The sequence below is a fragment of the Dyella nitratireducens genome (assembly GCF_014642835.1).
Taxonomy (GTDB): domain Bacteria; phylum Pseudomonadota; class Gammaproteobacteria; order Xanthomonadales; family Rhodanobacteraceae; genus Dyella_B; species Dyella_B nitratireducens.
In genome coordinates this window covers 2010401-2025707 of record NZ_BMJA01000001.1, presented here as the reverse complement: position 1 = coordinate 2025707, position 15307 = coordinate 2010401, and the positions used below count along the sequence as shown (strand labels likewise).

Genomic DNA, 15307 nt, shown 5'->3' with positions numbered 1-15307 from the left:
TCGCGTCACCCCACCCTAACCCTCCCCTGCACGCAGGGGAGGGAACCGCATTTCGCGACGGGAAAGTAAGTAATTCAATTCCCGATCAACTCATTGACGATCAAGCCGGTTGCCACCGCAACGAGCACAAACTGCCCTTCATCGCCGTGAATCCACACGTAGCCGCGCGGCGGGGCATACAAGTGGTACCGCGCATAGTCATCGACGTAATACTCCCGTCCGCGATAGCGGTCCGGCAGATACTCGCCGCGGCGGTAATGCCTGTCCCAGCCTTCGTGGCGGCCGTGATCATCGTGCCAGCCATGATCGTCGTGATGGTCACGGTCGTCATGGTGATCGCGGTCATGATCATGTTGATCCCAGCCGTGGTCATGGTCCCCATGGTCATGATCCTGATAGTCCTGTGCGGCCGCAGCCGTCGTAGTCATGACAAGCGGCAACGAGGACAGCAAGGCCAGTGCTAAAAGATGTCGTTTCATACGGATAATCCGTGTGGGTGATTCGGCTGTAGTGCCGCAAGGCAAAGACTACCTTGGTTACCTGAACGCACTCCTTCCTCATCGTGGCGAAGATTGCGAACGGTTTCGCAATCTTCAGCTATGAAAAAAACAGCCCTCCCCTGCGAAACAGGGGAGGGCGTGCGGCTTGTCGAGTTGATGCGTCAGAACAGATCAAACGGCGGCGTCAAACCGGTAAAGTCGCCGATCTGCTTGGCGTCGTATGGGCCGTTGAGCTGGTTGAAGCCATCGCCCGGCATATTGAGATCGCCCTGGTTGAACACGATCTTGCCGGCTGGAGTGATTTCGAATACGCGATCATTGAACTGATCACTGATCAGCGTATCGCCATTGTGCAGCCGCACAGCGCGTGTCGGCAGCGGCGTCGGATTACTGCCTGGCTGCAAATTGGTGATGTACTGCCACACCACCTGATCGTTGCCGTTTACTTCCACAATGCGATTGTTGTTGGAATCGGTGATCAAGGTATCGCCGTTCGGCAGCCGGCTCGCGAACGCGGCGCCGCTGACCGTGCCGCCTGCAGTGAATTGCTTGACGATCTGTCCATTGGGTCTGATCTCGATCACGCGATTATTATTTTCATCGGCAATCAGAATGTGCCCGTTCTCCAACACCTCCGCACTGTTCGGGTTGTTGAGTTGGTTTGCGCCATTGCCGCTCACGCCAGTGGTGCCGTACTGCCATTCGATCTGGTGATCCAGATTGACCAGGATGACCCGCTCATTGACTTGGTCGGTGATCAGCACGTGCGGACCGAGGTGCCCGGGGAAACTGATCAGAAACAATGACTGCACCGGCGTATTCAACTGATCGGGCCCCGAACCGCCGATGCCGGCCTGGCCGTACTGCCAGATGATGTTGCCGTTCGGATCCACGATGAACACGCGATTGTCCGGACAACCGTTCACCGTATCGGAGCATCCTGGCAAACCAGGCGGCGTACCGGTGCCGGAAATCAGCGTGAATGGTCCGAAGCGCTCCGCATCATTGGTACCGACGACGCTATGCGGACCGGGCAGATCCGAACCATTGCCGAAGTGCCACACCACCTGGTGCGTCCTGCGGTCGACTTCGATCACGCGGTTGTTGAACTGGTCGGCGATCAGCACGTGGCCGTTGTCGTTCTGTGCGTGGGCGGGTCCGGCATACAGCGTGCCGCTTGCGACACCGGCCACGACCAGGCTCGCAAGCACGGCATGGACGAGTTTCTTGTTGCGCAGAATGGGGGTCATTGCGTGTCCTCCTTTGGGGTGAAGGTGTTGGTCGAAGGCGTAAAAGCCCCCGCTTCTCATGGGCTCCATGAGAAGTACCGTGCAAACGCTGGCGATGAATTCAGATCAGTGAGATAGGTACGCCCATAGCATCACCACGCATATGCGACGCTGAAGACCCAGGCGTTGCGGCTGGTACCCGCAGCGGAGGGATAACCAAGCGCGACATCAGGTGCGCCGTGCGCCGTGGTCCAGCTCAACTGGATATCCCACGGCTGCAAAGTGAGCCCGATACCGGCTCTGACATCGGAACGAAAACGGCTGACGTGATACTCCGCCACGTCGCCTGCGCGACGCAGGTAGCCCGCGTGCGCAAACGCATACCATTTGCCGGACAGCGCAATACTGTCGTTGAGTTCGGCATACCAGGTTGCATAACCGGCGTTGAAGTAATTCGGCGCGTAGTAGATGCGGCCGACCAGTTGCCGAAAGGTAAGTCCCGTATACGCTTCCGCATACGCATACGATTCACCGCCGGTGAAGCGCGTATAACGCACGCCGCCTTCCCAGCTCAGATCCGCATTCAAACGGCGCACGTAGCCGGCATAGCCGAGCAGTTGTGCCGCATGACTTGAATCAAGCCGTACGTTGGACATCATGCCTCCCGCGTACCAGCCGGTAGACGGCCAGTCGGCATCGAACGCCAGTTGCGCAGCGGGCCGGTCGTCGCTGAGTGACGTGCCGCGAAAGCGGTAATCGGAAACGAAGGTGGCGCTGCCCGTCACCTGCGCGCGGGCCTGTACTGCCAACAGAGCGACAAGGACTGCCACGACGATCCGGAACACGAGGCATGCTCATCGGCGCGGCTCTCCCAGGGAAGCATGCGTCGCGGCGCAGTCGCAGATGCAGCGCTGACTCACCTGCGCCACGGCCGCGCATGCATCGATCGTCTTCGGCCGCATTGAGACCAAGCCTAGCGCAGTTCGCGCGTGCAAAGCGTCATGCAGCTGCGTCAGCGTGATGTCAGGTGAGAGTTCGTGCAGCAAGGCGACCAGGCCGCTGACTTCCGCTGCCGCGAAGGACGATCCGTTCACCAGGTTCCAGCGTGCGCCGGGCTGGGTGGTGGGGATATCTTCCGCCGGTGCCAGCAATACATCGCGTGCCTGCGCGGGAGAACGTTCTCCCGCCACGGCCAGCACGCCTTTGTAGGAGGCCGGAAAACCGCCGTCTGCAGCGCTGTCGTCCACCGCAACCACCACGGCAACGCGCTGCGCCAGGGCAGCATCCAGCAAACGTTGCAACAAGCGGTCATCAGGCCCGGTCAGGCTGAGATTGATGATTTGCACGTGCTTTTCCAGCGCGTACTGCAACGCCTTGGCCAGGGTGAAGCTGTCGCATGCCGATGCAGCGCTGCCTTGCGCCAACTGCCAGCAGGCGCGCAAGGCGAGCAGCTGCGCTTGCGGCGCCACGCCCGCGATACCGACGCCATTGCCTTCGCGTGCGACGATGATGCCGGCCACTTCGGTGCCGTGCAGTTCGGCGCGATAGTCGCCGTCGTCCACGAAATTCCGTTGCTCGAGCACCTGGCCGGTCAGATCCGGATTGCTGGTATCGACGCCGCTGTCCACCTCCGCGATGGTCACATGACGCCCCGACGCCACGGCATGCAGTTCGGCGAGATGCCAAGGCTTGGCGACAGGTTGCAGCGCATAGAGCGGATCATCCTTGGCAAGGGTATGAAACGCCTGCCGCGGCTCGGCCGATTCCACCCGTGCATCCTGCGCAAGCTGTTGCGTGACATCGCTCGCGGACATGCCGGGTGCAAGACGCATCACAAAGCAATCGAGCCCCAACGCCGGCATCGGCCAGCTGTCGACGATGTGCAAGCCGTAATGCTGCGCAATCTCGCGCGCCGTGTGCATGCGCGCGTTTTCATCGGGAGACGCGGTATAACCGACGGCATAGCCATCGGCTGCGCGAAGATGGGGTGCAGCAGCGCGCAACATCACCAGCACCTGTGTTGGCGGCTGCGTTTCCGCGCGCACCGCGGCCCAAGGACCAAGTACGCAGAGTGCGGCAGCGAGCAGCCAGATGCGCATCATGGATTGCCACCCGAGCTGAGATCTTCCACCAGCGTGACTTGCGGCGAAGCTGCCAGCATCTGGCGCGCCGTCGTCTCGTGCGCATCCGGCACACGCAGTACGTAGGCACCCTGCGCGGTGGGGCCGCCCACGATGCGGGCGCCGCTTTCACGCACCAGCTCGCGCATCTGCGCCTCACGCGTTTGCGCGTTGAACACGACCACCAGCAAGGCACCTTTGTCCAATACACCCTTGTCGCCCGGCGCGCTCAAGGTGTGATAAGGCGCGTGCTGTTGGTGGAGCAAAGTGATGCCCAAGCCCAGAATGACGGCCGCTTGCACCGCCACCAGCCAGGCCAGCCGCCGTTCGCGACGTCGCCATACGAGCGATGCGGGCGGGACACGGCGCCGCTTTTCCATGCGGCGATGCAGGTGCTGCATCTTCGGCGACACATCATCCTGCTCCGCCTGAACCGCGAATTCTTCATGCACGTCGCGCAGCCACGCTACTTCCCGTTGGCAATGCACGCATTCCACCAGATGCTGCTCCACGTGCAGACGTTCGGCATCATCCAGCGTTCCGTTCACATACCACGGCAACAGCCGATCGGTTTCCGCGTGCACCGAACCTTCGAACTTGATGACTCGACCATTCATATGGCCTCCCGCTGGGATGCCAGCGATGCCTTCAATTTGCGCCGCGCGTAGAACATGCGCGTCTTCACCGTATCCACCGGGCAGCCCATGATCTGCGCAATTTCGCGGCAGGCGTAACCGAAGTAGTAGGTGAGTTCCATCACCGCGCGCTGTTCGGGTGAAAGCGCAGCAAGCGCATCGTCCAGATGCTTGCGCACTTCCTGCTGCTGCAAGGCATCGTCGGGGCCGGGCGTGGAAGCATCGGCGCCCTCGTAGGGTTCGGTATCCTGCCGTTGGCCCAGGCGCTTGAGCGCTTTCAGCGATTGGCGATAGGCAATGGCGAGAATCCAGGTGGATACCTTCGCGCTATGGTTGAAGGTATAGGCCTTGCGCCACACGACCATCATGGTGTCGTCGAGAATCTCCTCGACCAGCGCGGGCTGCTTGGTGACACCACGTACGAAGCGTTGCAGACGCGGGCTATAAAGGCGGTACAACGCCTCGAAGGCATCCTTTTCCTCAGCCGCCACGCGGCTGAGCAAGGCGGCCTCCTCGTCCACTGACGTGCCTTCCCACCCCCCTGCCGGATCCGCCTGCTTCTTGCGCATGGCCGTGCCCCAAGCATCGGTGTTTGAGGTGTTCATACCTCGCGAGGGTGGTTCGGTTCAATCGGCATCCGCTCACTTTCTCCCTGTGGGGGTGGGCCGGAGCGGCTCAAAAGCCCAACCCTCTCCGCAGGGGAGAGGGAGTTGGTCTTGCGCAGGTATTTACTGCGCTACATACCCGCCATCCACCGCGATCGCCTGACCCGTGAGATACCGCGCCTTGCCGCTCGCCAGAAACACGATGGTCTGCGCAATCTCATCCACATCCGCCGCGCGCTTGGCCGGGATCGAGCCGAGAAAACCGGCTTTCATCTCATCACTGCCGCCGGTGAAGCGATCGAGCATATTGGTTGCCACCGGGCCGGGCGCCACCGCGTTGACACGCACGCCCACCGCAGCACCTTCGAGCGCGGCGCTCTTGGTGATGCCTTCCACGGCATGTTTGCTGGCGACATACACCGAAGCGCCCGCAAAACCGACCTTCCCAGCGACGGAGGAAACATTCACGATCGAGCCGGAACCCTGCGGCAACATCACACGCATTTGGTGCTTTACCGACAGCAGCGTACCGAGCACGTTGGTGGCGAAGGTGCTTTCGTAGTTCTCGACGGTCTGGTCGACGATGGGTCCAAGGCCACCTTCGGTGCCGGCATTGTTGACAGCGACGTCGAGACGGCCGTAGTGCGCCATGGTCTGTTCCACCAGCTTGCGCACGTCCTCCTCGAAACGCACGTCGGCGCGAATAAATGCGGCTTGCACACCCATGCCACGTAATTGGGCAGCAAGGGCTTGGCCTTCCTCTTCGCGGCGGCCGCTGACGGCGAGGCGTGCGCCTTCCTTGGCGAAGGCGATGGCGGTGGCGCGGCCGATGCCAGTCAGTGCGCCGGTGATCAGAACGACGGGGGTATTCATGAGTGTGCTCCTGAAACAAGTGAGTGGGTTTGTTGCTGGAGCGAACTTTGCGCGCGCCGCGTGGACGCCAGTAGCAGGCACGTGGAGATATCACCCAGTCCTGGCAGGAATACCCCCAGCGCAAGGTTGAGACGAACGAGCATGTTTCTGAGCCGGTGAAGCATTAAGCGTCTGATGCATCTTCCCTAAAGTGATCACCGTCCCAACCACAACGGAGTCACGATCATGTCTCGCATCAACGTTCCCGCACTCGACACTGCCACCGGCGCCACCGCCGAGGTCTACGCACAAATCAAGAAGGCCGGCGGCAAAGTACCCAACCTGTATGCCGCGATGGGTGCACTAAACCCAACCGCCTTGAAAGCCATGCTGCAAGCCGACGCCGTGTTGGCGGCCGGCACGCTGGCCAAGCAAGACATTGAAACCATCAAGCTGGCCGTCAGCGCTGCTACCGGCTGTGATTACTGTGAGGCGGCCCATAGCCTGCTAGGCAAGATGGCTGGCTTGAAGCCCGATGAACTCAAGCAGATCCGCAAGGGCGAAACCACCGGCGATGCCAGGCGCGATACGCTGGTGGAGTTCGTGCTCAAGCTGGTGAAGAGCAGCGGCACGGTCAGCGATGCGGATTTCGCCGCGATCAAGCAAGCGGGTTATACGGATGCACAGCTGGTGGATATCAGCCTGGCGATTGCCGCGATTACGTTTACCAACACGTTCAATCGCATCAATGACACGACGGTGGATTTTCCGGCGGTTGAGCGGGTGTGAGGCGAGCTGCTCTTCGACTCCCTCTCCCTAAGGGGAGAGGGGCAGGGTTCTCGGCGATGTTCATCCCCCTCACTGTCATTCCGGCCTTTGCCCCCTGCTGTCCGGGGAAATTTTGCGAAAAAAGTAACGAGCACTTGAGGGACAACACGTTTGCATGATTCGCACAGCAAGCGACTTAAAAAGTTTGCTCAACGCGATATCCACGAGTGAACCGGAAACGGCCCCCTCCCCTGCGTGCAGGGGAGGGTTGGGGTGGGGTAAGGCGAGCGAAGCTCGCTTCCGGCTACGCGGGCATGAGCGTGAGACATCAACGGAACCTCTCGCGAGGTTGCTTCACCCCACCCCAACCCTCCCCTACTACACGTAGGGGAGGGGGCGATCCGGCAAGCTAAAAGTTTCCCGGACAGCAGTGGGCTTTCGCCGGAATGACGACAAGGTGAGTCCAAGCATTGCCGCAGATTGCCCAACCCCACCCCAACCCTCCCCTGCTAGCAGGGGAGGGAGCGTCAATCCGCGGCACGCCGCCAACTGGCTGGCGTCACTCCCATATGCAGCTTAAAAGCCCGCTGAAACGCCGCCTCCGACTGATACCCCACCATCTCCGCAATCGCTCCCGTCGACGCCGACGACGTACGCAACTCATTCGCCGCCATCGTCATGCGAACATCCGTCAACAGATCACTCGCCGAACGCCCCAACTTCTCCTGAAACAAACGCACGAACGTGGCGCGCGACATGTTGCACAACTCCGCCAGCGCAGGCAGCGTCCACGGATGCCCTGGATGGTGGAACAACGCATCCAAGGCCGGCGCCAGACGCGGATAACCCGCCAGCGCCAGCAATCCCGAAGGTGCTTCCTGTGATTCGCTCGCAAACCGCAAGGTCAACGCGAACAGCGCCGTCGACAGCGCATTGAGCATGGCGCGCCCACCGAGACTGTCGCCTCCCGTTTCCACGCGCATCAGGCCGAGCAGGTTCGACAGGTGCAAGCCGGTATCCGTGGCATCTTCCGGCCGCACCGCCGAATGTGCAATCAAACGCGTGGGTAGATAACCACGCAGCAAGTGCGCATGCGCGGGACTGAGTACGAAGCGTCCGCACAACATGTCCAGCCGCGCACCGGCGCCGGTGTTTTCACTCCACACCAGATTCGCAACGGCCCGCTCGCGTGCCGGCTTGGCGCGCTTACCGCCACCATCGTGCAAGGTGTGCGCATCGCCATCGGCAAGTATCACGATGTCGCCTGCCACCAGCTGTCGTGGTTCCCCACCCGCAGGATCTTCCAGCATGGCGGTTCCACCCAGCACCACGTGATACGGAATTTCGCCCGGCGCCGATTCGCTCTGGTCGATACGCCAGGGCGCGCCGTACATGCAGCGCAGGTCAAGTTGCCCACGCACGGGCGTGATCTCGAGCAGGCGGCTCAGCCAATCCAGCGGTGGTGACATGTGGGAACCTATTTGAGACGAATGGGCATATATCTGAGCTTTTGTAACATTAATCGGCTCGACATGGCTGCGTAAAGTGGCTCCGTCGCAAGCATGGCTTGCTCACCACCGAGGACCACCGTCATGAACTCGCTCACCCGCATCCTGGCCAGCTCTGGCCTGCTCAAGAAAGATCTCGATTACCACCTGCTGCGTACTTCCATGGTGATCATCTTTTTCTTCTTCGGTTACCAGAAGTGGTTCAACTACGAGGCACAGGTACTGATTCCCTTCATCAGCAACGGGCCGCTTATTTCCTGGATGTATCCGGTATTCGGTATTCGCGGCGCCAGCACATTCCTGGGTGTTTCGGAATGGACCTTCGGCGCGCTGATCCTGGCCGGTTTCTGGAACAAGCGCCTGGGCATTCTCGGCGCAGCCGGTTCGGTCGCCACCTTCGTCATGACGGTCACGATCATTCCGTTCATGCCGAACGGCTGGGCCGCTTCCGCTGGCGGTTTCCCGGCGATGGTCGGCAATGTTCCCTTCCTGATGAAAGATGTCGTGTTGCTTGCCGTATCGATCTATCTGCTCAAGGAGGATGTGGTGCGGGTACGTGCACTTCCCAAGGCGTGAACATCGATAGCCGGAGCATCAAACGCGCTCCGGCAACGTCACGTGGGGATTCCCCGCAGGAATGGCAGATATGCGTGCCTCCTGCGTTCTGCTTTCGGCCAACCATCGCAAACATGGACACACCCAAACGCATAGGAGTCCATGTCATGTCTCTGCAAGCCACTCTCGACGCCTTCAAAGCTGATTTTCGCGCAGGCAAACCGCCGTACAACGCACCGGCCGACATTCATCCCATCATGGATCGCGCCACGCAGGAACTGATCTCCTCCGGCCAGGCGACTCGCGCGCTCAAGGCAGGCGACCAGATGCCGCATTTCATCTTGAACCATGCACATGGCCAACCCGTTTCCTCCCGGGAACTGCTCGCGCAGGGTCCATTGGTGATCAGCTTCTATCGCGGCGTGTGGTGCCCATACTGCAATTTTGAATTGCAGGCACTGGAAGCCGCGCTACCGGCGATTCGCGAAGCGGGTGCCAATCTGGTCGCGATATCGCCGCAGATCGCGGTGAACAGCCTCAAGTCCGAGCGCAATAACAAGCTCACTTTTCCCATCCTGAGCGATACGAATAACGATGTCGCTGCCGCTTTCGGTATTCGTCATGCGCTGCCGAATTACTTGGTTGAGCTCTACAAGAAGCTGAAGAACCATCTGCCGGCGTTCAATGGCGATGACAGCTGGACCTTGCCGATTCCGGCTCGCTACGTGGTCGCACCGAATGGCATCATCGTGTATGCCGAGGTGAATCCGGATTACACCCATCGTCCGGAGCCGGAAGATGTGTTGCCGGTGCTGCATCAGTACAGCGTAGCGTGAGTATGTACTCCCTCCCCTGCAGGCAGGGGAGGGAACGGCATCTCACGCCGTTACAGCAAGCGCAGATCACGTGGTGGATTCCTTCAACATCCCCTCGACAAAATCCGCAAACGCACGCGCCTTGGCACTCACCATCCGCCCGGTAGGAAACACTGCCCATAGATCAATGGTCGGCAACTCCCAGCCTTTGAGCAGCGTTTTCACCTTACCTTTCCTGATTTCGTCCACGAACATCCATTCCGACGCAATAGCGATACCCATGTCCGCCAACACCACCGCACGCACACCTTCCGCGGCACTGACCTGGATGCGCCCAGAAACGGCGACTGAAACTTCGCTTTCGCCACGCCGGAAATTCCACGCCGTTTGGCTCCCGCCAGGGTTGTAGACCACTGCCTGGTGTTGCGCGAGATCCGCGGGCGTTTTCGGTTCGCCATGCGCTTTCAAATAAGCCGGTGTGGCGACGGCGAAACGACGCGACTGCGCAAGGCGGCGAGCCGTCATGCTGGAATCGTTCAACGCGCCCATGCGCAAGGCGACGTCGATGCCATGCTCCAGCAGATCGATCTGCCGATCGTCCAGCACGATGTCGATGTTCAGATCGGGATGTGCGTCCAGAAAGGTTTTCAGTCGCGGCAGCACATGCAGGCGTGCAAACGTCACCGCGCCGCAGACACGTAGCCGGCCCGAAAGCCCTTTGCCGGCGCCACGAGCCACCAACTCGGCTTCGTTCGCTTCTTCGATCGAGCGCTTGGCACGCTCGTAATAATGCTGCCCCGCTTCGGTGGGGGTGAGTCCGCGTGTAGAGCGCAGCAGCAAGCGCACGCCTAGATGATCTTCCAGTTGCGCGATCGACTTGGACACGGCCGGCTGACCCACGTTGAGCCGCCGCGCCGCTGCCGAAAAGGAACCGGCTTCCACCACGCACACAAAGGTTTCCATCGATGCGAATCGATCCATAGTGTCTCGTTCCCAGGCGCAAGGGATGATAGTGCCGGAGCATACTGAAAACCGGCCGCTGTGCTATGAGTAGAGCAACGACATTCCCGGTGAGCAAAATGATTGCCAAGCACGTGGCCGTCTTGGTCAGCATGATGATGGGACTGGTGCCAGTTGCGTCGATCGCTGCCGATCAGGCTTTCAAGGTCGTCGCGCAGCGGCCGGCGAATATCGTGGATGTCGGCAAGGCAATCCCGCAGATGCAGTTCGATATCCGCTATGTCTCCAGCCACAATTTCGTTGGCCGCAAGGTCCATGGCTACGAAGAACCTGCATGTCTACTTACCGGGCCTGCCGTTGATGCACTCAAGAAAGTAGAAGCCAAGCTGCTGCCAAGAGGTCTTACTCTCAAGGCGTACGACTGTTATCGCCCCCAGCGCGCTGTCGACGATTTCGTCAGTTGGGCAGCTGATATGGAGGAAACGCGGATGCAGGCGGAGTTCTATCCTTCCGTGCCTAAAAATCGTCTGTTTGATGAGGGCTATATCGCCGCGCATTCCGGCCATAGTCGTGGCAGCACGATCGATCTCACCATTGTTCCGGTGAATAGCAATGTTCCGCGTTTTACGACGGATATGCCGCTGGTGGATTGCGCGGCCCCGAAGGCGCAGCGAGCGCCTGACAACAGCCTGGATTTCGGCACGGGCTTCGATTGTTTCAGTCCAGTGTCGCATCCTTCGTACCAGGCAATTTCGCCACAGGCGAAGGCCAATCGCTTGTTATTGCAAACCTTGATGGTGGAGGCGGGCTTTGTGCCGCTGGAAACGGAGTGGTGGCATTTCACGTTGAAGGATGAGCCTTATCCGGAGACGTATTTTGATTTTCCGGTGAAGCCTATTTCGCCGTAGTAACCAGTTCTGAGGTGATGCATTTATTCGAGCTGCTTGTTGTGCCTCACCGTCATTCCGGCGAAGGCCGGACGGAGCGCGAAGCGCGGAGAACGTCCGAAGGACGGCCCCAAAGGGGTGAGCGAAGCGAATCATCCAGTACAAACATGTCGTGCGAAGCACTCAACATAAATAATTAATATTGTGTCCTTCGGACGCATATTTAGACTGGATTCCGGTCTTCGCCGGAATGACACCTTGGCGGGTTGTCATTGCCGCACGCGGTAGAGATACCGACTGTTATAACGTCACCCCCACTCCCAAAATTTCGGCGTAGAATGCGCGCCATTCAAGGTCAACCGACTGGCCGACATGAACCGCATCTTTCAGTGTCCTCCCCACTTGGACGCATCGCGAAAGACAAACAGGACTTAGCGTCCTGTTCAACAGGGGCAAACTTTCATTCCTCCCACTTGAAGCATGTACGACTGAGAGCGTTCGCTCGCTCATGGTCATCGCCATGTTCATTCCCTTTCTTGCGTTTCTCATAACGACTCGGCAAATGCCGAACGGATGGTGTTTGCCTCGCCGGCCTATCGGCCGACGACGGCACCTATAGCCGCTTGACGAGCACTCCCGGCGCTTAGCGTCGCCGCTCAACCCTAATCACCAACAACCCGCGGGTAACGCCGCGGTTGCAGCTCTTTGCAGCCAAAAAACGGTCCTGACTACGTGTCAGGTTTCTTTTCATCAAGGACAAGCAGCAATGACTCTGTTAATCGCAATTGCCGTAGCTGTCGTAGCACTGGTAGTGCTGATCTTTATTTCCAACGTCGTCGTCTACATTCCCAATGACCGTGTCGGTATCGTGGAGCGGTTATGGGGTGCCTCGTCGCTCACCCGCGGCCTGATTGCCTTGAACGGCGAAGTGGGCTTTCAACCGCACGTGTTGCGCGGTGGCCTGCACTACTTCGCTCCATTCCAATACCGCGTACACAAGGTCGAATTGGTGACGATTCCCCAAGGCGAGCTTGGTTATATCTTTGCGCGTGACGGCCATGAGCTGGTGGACGGCCAAACCTTGGGTGCGATCGTCGACACCGGTATTGAAGACGCCTCGGCCTTCCTGAAAGCGGGTGGCCAGAAAGGTCCCCAGCGCATGATCCTGCGTGAGGGCACCCATGCCATCAACGTGGCGCAGTTCGCCATCATTACAGCCGCCCGCGTCCACGGTCTGCTGCTCTCGGATGAGGAAAAGGACACCGTCGAGCACATGGGACAAGTGCTGCGTGAGCGCGGTGGTTTCACACCCGTGGTCATCGGCGGCCTAGCCTCGACGACCGGTGCGGATCGATCCGACCGTCCGGATGATGATCCGCGCGATTTGCTCGGTGTCGTGACCATCCACGATGGCCCGGTGCTGCCGCCCGATGAAATCGTAGCACCGCGCGTGGGCGAAGATCCTGCCAACAAGGCGACCTTCCATAACAACTTCCAGAACATCAATGCATTCCTGCGTGCAGGTGGCCGCCGTGGCCGCCAACACCAGGTGCTGGTGGAAGGCACGTACTACCTCAACCGCTTGTTTGCCACGGTGGAGTTCATCAGGAAAACGATTGTGCCGGTAGGCAGCGTGGGCGTGGTGGTTTCGTATTTTGGCCAGGCGGGTACCGACCGTTCCGGTGATGGTTACTCACATGGTGAGCTGGTCGATACCGGTTGCCGCGGTGTGTGGAAAGAACCGCTATTGCCGGGCAAGTATGCGTTCAATACGTATGCAGGCAAGATTCAATTGGTGCCGACCACCAACTTCATCCTGAAATGGTCGCCGGAAGTGACCAACGCGCACAAATACGATGAGAACCTCACGGAAGTCTCGCTGATTACCAAGGATGCGTTTGAACCGCTGATGCCATTGTCGGTCGTGGTGCATATCGACTATCGCAAGGCGCCGCTGGTGGTGCAGCGTTTCGGTGACATCAAGCGCTTGGTCGACCAGACGCTCGATCCCATGGTTTCCGCGTATTTCAAGAACATCGGCCAAACCAAGACACTGATTGAATTGCTGCAGGAACGTTCGGCGATCCAGGAAAGAGCCAGCACCGATATGAAAGAACGCTTTGCTGCTTACAACCTCGACTTGCAGGAAGTGCTGATCGGCACGCCGCACGGCAGCCCTGGCGCTACCTCCGGCCAGCGCATCGACACCATCCTCAACCAGCTGCGTGATCGTCAGGTGGCCAAGGAGCAAATGGATACCTTCGACCAACAACAACAAGCGGCGATCAAGGAGCGCACCTTGCGCGAAGCGCAAGCCAGAAACCAGATCCAGGCCGAGCTGACCAAGTCCGAAATCAACGTGAAGATCAAGACCAACGAAGGCGATGCCGCCATTGCGGCCGCCACCAAGGAAGCGCAGGTAATCAACATCAACGCCGATGCTGAACGCAAACGCCAGATTGCAGTGGGTGAAGGCAAGGCTGCTGCCACGGAAGCGGTGGGCAAGGCCGAAGCCAATGCCATTCGCGCCAAGGCCGAGGCGCTGACCGGCGAAGGCGCTCGCATGCAATTGGTCAACGATCTCGGCAAGCAGTTTGCCGATGCCCTGCGTGAAGGTCAGATTGCGATCGTGCCGAAGATTGCGCTGGGTACGGACGGTGGGAATGCGCTCTCTACGCTTGCTCAGCTGGCAAATGCTTTCATGGCTGAGAAGCTTGACGGAGGTGCTCCGGAAAATTGGCAAAGCTGGATCAACGATCAGCAACCGCACGAGTGATACCGATCGCGTGCAACGCTCATACGTGCAGTGAACAATTCCCTCCCCTGTGTGCAGCAGGGGAGGGTTGAGGTGGGAGGTGAAGCAAGCTTGGACGCGCTCTCGGATAGTCCGTCGCCCCGGCGAAAGCCGGGGCCCAGCGACTTGAAAAGCGTCAACATCATTGGATCCCGGCTTTCGCCGGGGCGACGAATCGGGAGCGTTGAATTTGCCGGCAAAAAATATCTTGCGGTAAGAGACGGCAAGCCTCGCGCACAAAACTAGCTATGTTCCCTAGCCGGCAGCAGGCGCGTATCGAACGAGCGCCACATACCATCCTGCCCCTCGATACTGATGACGGCCTGGTTCGCATTCACTGCCGTTCTTTCGTCGCGATAGTGCTCCATGACGAACGCAAGCGCAGCTTTTCGCGACGGAAAGCGCATGGCCCTGTCGCCATGCATAAGAACGCTGTCTGCGGAATCAATGCCGGAGTAGGGAAGATAAAACTTAGGCAACGGCTGCAACACCCGGTGCTGAACCCAGCCCATACTCTTGCAATGACGCTATCCAGCTTTCGTGAATTTGACGTTTCGTTCAAGCGAACGAACCGAACCATCCCGCGTTATGGCGGGATGGCGCAGGAATTCTCGGCTAAGCCAGGTTCTTGCGGGATGGTGCAGACGACACGATAAGTGTTCGAAGCGACTTGCCTGTAGAGGCAGCTGCCATTACGCGCAGCCAGCTGATCCACGATCCTGGTCCAGGTGCCCTTCTTCACCGATGTGCTAGACACCTTGCAGGCGATCTTGATGCCTTGGTGTACGCCTTGGACGTTCTGCAATTCAGGCACTTCGTCCGCCGTGATTTCGAAAAGATGCCGGCCGCCTTTGCTAAGAAATTCATCGAAACGCAGCACGTTTGTTAAATGCATGACTGTCATTCGTGCACCTCGCGTCTTCTTGTTCTCGGTCTGTCGAGAATACCGTGACGATGTTTACACGCAGATTAATCAGCGTGAGGCGAGTAGCGGAACGTTCACATAAATGAAGAGAGCTCGATCGAGCAAAGCAAATTTGTTCGACAAACGTGAATGATCACGTCGTTACGACGCAGCA

16 protein-coding genes are annotated in these 15307 nt (G+C 59.3%); 5 read left to right on the top strand and 11 right to left on the bottom strand.

Annotation, left to right across the window (positions count from 1 at the left end):
- Positions 1-74: 74 nt before the first annotated feature.
- The 7 genes from IEX75_RS09385 to IEX75_RS09355 form a co-directional block, all read right to left on the bottom strand.
- On the bottom strand, positions 75-479 hold the full coding sequence (locus IEX75_RS09385) for an RcnB family protein (RefSeq protein WP_188793944.1): 405 nt from the start codon (positions 477-479) through the stop codon (positions 75-77).
- Positions 480-661: 182 nt separating this feature from the next.
- The gene (locus IEX75_RS09380; protein ID WP_188793943.1) at positions 662-1750 is read right to left on the bottom strand and encodes an NHL repeat-containing protein; all 1089 of its coding nucleotides are present in this window, start codon (positions 1748-1750) and stop codon (positions 662-664) included.
- A 131-nt stretch (positions 1751-1881) separates the two neighbouring features.
- Positions 1882-2559: a TorF family putative porin gene (locus IEX75_RS09375; protein WP_188793942.1), complete on the bottom strand. Its 678-nt coding sequence runs from the start codon at positions 2557-2559 to the stop codon at positions 1882-1884.
- A 24-nt stretch (positions 2560-2583) separates the two neighbouring features.
- A complete protein-coding gene (locus tag IEX75_RS09370; protein ID WP_188793941.1) occupies positions 2584-3831 on the bottom strand; it encodes a S8 family peptidase in 1248 nt (415 codons plus the stop codon).
- Complete coding sequence (locus tag IEX75_RS09365; protein WP_188793940.1) at positions 3828-4466, bottom strand: zf-HC2 domain-containing protein; 639 nt, start codon at positions 4464-4466, stop codon at positions 3828-3830. The genes IEX75_RS09370 and IEX75_RS09365 overlap by 4 nt, the downstream gene beginning before the upstream one ends.
- On the bottom strand, positions 4463-5089 hold the full coding sequence (locus tag IEX75_RS09360; protein ID WP_229720712.1) for an RNA polymerase sigma factor: 627 nt from the start codon (positions 5087-5089) through the stop codon (positions 4463-4465). The genes IEX75_RS09365 and IEX75_RS09360 overlap by 4 nt, the downstream gene beginning before the upstream one ends.
- Positions 5090-5212: 123 nt before the next feature.
- Positions 5213-5962, bottom strand: coding sequence for an SDR family NAD(P)-dependent oxidoreductase (locus IEX75_RS09355; protein ID WP_188793939.1), 750 nt, complete (start codon positions 5960-5962; stop codon positions 5213-5215).
- A gap of 225 nt (positions 5963-6187) precedes the next feature.
- Here IEX75_RS09355 and IEX75_RS09350 point away from each other — a divergent pair, with 225 nt between their 5' ends.
- Positions 6188-6730: a carboxymuconolactone decarboxylase family protein gene (locus IEX75_RS09350; RefSeq protein WP_188793938.1), complete on the top strand. Its 543-nt coding sequence runs from the start codon at positions 6188-6190 to the stop codon at positions 6728-6730.
- Positions 6731-7236: 506 nt separating this feature from the next.
- On the opposite strand, the gene IEX75_RS09345 is transcribed toward IEX75_RS09350, so the two are convergent.
- Entirely contained in the window at positions 7237-8178 is a 942-nt protein-coding gene (locus IEX75_RS09345; protein ID WP_188793937.1) for an AraC family transcriptional regulator, read from the bottom strand.
- Positions 8179-8301: 123 nt separating this feature from the next.
- On the opposite strand from IEX75_RS09345, the gene IEX75_RS09340 reads away from it, so the two are divergent.
- A complete protein-coding gene (locus IEX75_RS09340) occupies positions 8302-8793 on the top strand; it encodes a YkgB family protein (protein ID WP_188793936.1) in 492 nt (163 codons plus the stop codon).
- A gap of 146 nt (positions 8794-8939) precedes the next feature.
- Entirely contained in the window at positions 8940-9608 is a 669-nt protein-coding gene (locus IEX75_RS09335) for a peroxiredoxin-like family protein (protein WP_188793935.1), read from the top strand.
- Positions 9609-9674: 66 nt separating this feature from the next.
- Here the strand turns inward: IEX75_RS09335 and IEX75_RS09330 are convergent, their stop codons facing one another.
- The gene (locus tag IEX75_RS09330) at positions 9675-10568 is read right to left on the bottom strand and encodes a LysR family transcriptional regulator (protein ID WP_188793934.1); all 894 of its coding nucleotides are present in this window, start codon (positions 10566-10568) and stop codon (positions 9675-9677) included.
- A gap of 98 nt (positions 10569-10666) precedes the next feature.
- Between IEX75_RS09330 and IEX75_RS09325 the strand changes: the two genes are divergently transcribed.
- Together IEX75_RS09325 and IEX75_RS09320 are read left to right on the top strand one after the other, a co-directional pair.
- Positions 10667-11455, top strand: coding sequence for a M15 family metallopeptidase (locus IEX75_RS09325; protein ID WP_188794399.1), 789 nt, complete (start codon positions 10667-10669; stop codon positions 11453-11455).
- A gap of 745 nt (positions 11456-12200) precedes the next feature.
- Positions 12201-14210, top strand: a complete 2010-nt coding sequence (locus IEX75_RS09320) for an SPFH domain-containing protein (RefSeq protein WP_188793933.1) — start codon at positions 12201-12203, stop codon at positions 14208-14210.
- Positions 14211-14470: 260 nt separating this feature from the next.
- Here IEX75_RS09320 and IEX75_RS09315 read toward each other — a convergent pair whose 3' ends face one another.
- The gene (locus IEX75_RS09315; RefSeq protein WP_188793932.1) at positions 14471-14740 is read right to left on the bottom strand and encodes a hypothetical protein; all 270 of its coding nucleotides are present in this window, start codon (positions 14738-14740) and stop codon (positions 14471-14473) included.
- Between the two features lie 74 nt (positions 14741-14814).
- A complete protein-coding gene (locus tag IEX75_RS09310; RefSeq protein WP_188793931.1) occupies positions 14815-15123 on the bottom strand; it encodes a hypothetical protein in 309 nt (102 codons plus the stop codon).
- Positions 15124-15307: the final 184 nt, after the last annotated feature.

What these genes read in the sequence shown, in the direction of transcription:
- IEX75_RS09360 (WP_229720712.1), bottom strand. Translation starts at nt 5,089, where the DNA reads ATGAACACCTCAAACACCGATGCTTGGGGCACGGCCATGCGCAAGAAG.
- IEX75_RS09365 (WP_188793940.1), bottom strand. Translation starts at nt 4,466, where the DNA reads ATGAATGGTCGAGTCATCAAGTTCGAAGGTTCGGTGCACGCGGAAACC.
- IEX75_RS09330 (WP_188793934.1), bottom strand. Translation starts at nt 10,568, where the DNA reads ATGGATCGATTCGCATCGATGGAAACCTTTGTGTGCGTGGTGGAAGCC.
- IEX75_RS09380 (WP_188793943.1), bottom strand. Translation starts at nt 1,750, where the DNA reads ATGACCCCCATTCTGCGCAACAAGAAACTCGTCCATGCCGTGCTTGCG.
- IEX75_RS09335 (WP_188793935.1), top strand. Translation starts at nt 8,940, where the DNA reads ATGTCTCTGCAAGCCACTCTCGACGCCTTCAAAGCTGATTTTCGCGCA.
- IEX75_RS09320 (WP_188793933.1), top strand. Translation starts at nt 12,201, where the DNA reads ATGACTCTGTTAATCGCAATTGCCGTAGCTGTCGTAGCACTGGTAGTG.
- IEX75_RS09355 (WP_188793939.1), bottom strand. Translation starts at nt 5,962, where the DNA reads ATGAATACCCCCGTCGTTCTGATCACCGGCGCACTGACTGGCATCGGC.
- IEX75_RS09345 (WP_188793937.1), bottom strand. Translation starts at nt 8,178, where the DNA reads ATGTCACCACCGCTGGATTGGCTGAGCCGCCTGCTCGAGATCACGCCC.
- IEX75_RS09310 (WP_188793931.1), bottom strand. Translation starts at nt 15,123, where the DNA reads ATGCATTTAACAAACGTGCTGCGTTTCGATGAATTTCTTAGCAAAGGC.
- IEX75_RS09385 (WP_188793944.1), bottom strand. Translation starts at nt 479, where the DNA reads ATGAAACGACATCTTTTAGCACTGGCCTTGCTGTCCTCGTTGCCGCTT.
- IEX75_RS09340 (WP_188793936.1), top strand. Translation starts at nt 8,302, where the DNA reads ATGAACTCGCTCACCCGCATCCTGGCCAGCTCTGGCCTGCTCAAGAAA.
- IEX75_RS09315 (WP_188793932.1), bottom strand. Translation starts at nt 14,740, where the DNA reads ATGGGCTGGGTTCAGCACCGGGTGTTGCAGCCGTTGCCTAAGTTTTAT.
- IEX75_RS09325 (WP_188794399.1), top strand. Translation starts at nt 10,667, where the DNA reads ATGATTGCCAAGCACGTGGCCGTCTTGGTCAGCATGATGATGGGACTG.
- IEX75_RS09350 (WP_188793938.1), top strand. Translation starts at nt 6,188, where the DNA reads ATGTCTCGCATCAACGTTCCCGCACTCGACACTGCCACCGGCGCCACC.
- IEX75_RS09370 (WP_188793941.1), bottom strand. Translation starts at nt 3,831, where the DNA reads ATGATGCGCATCTGGCTGCTCGCTGCCGCACTCTGCGTACTTGGTCCT.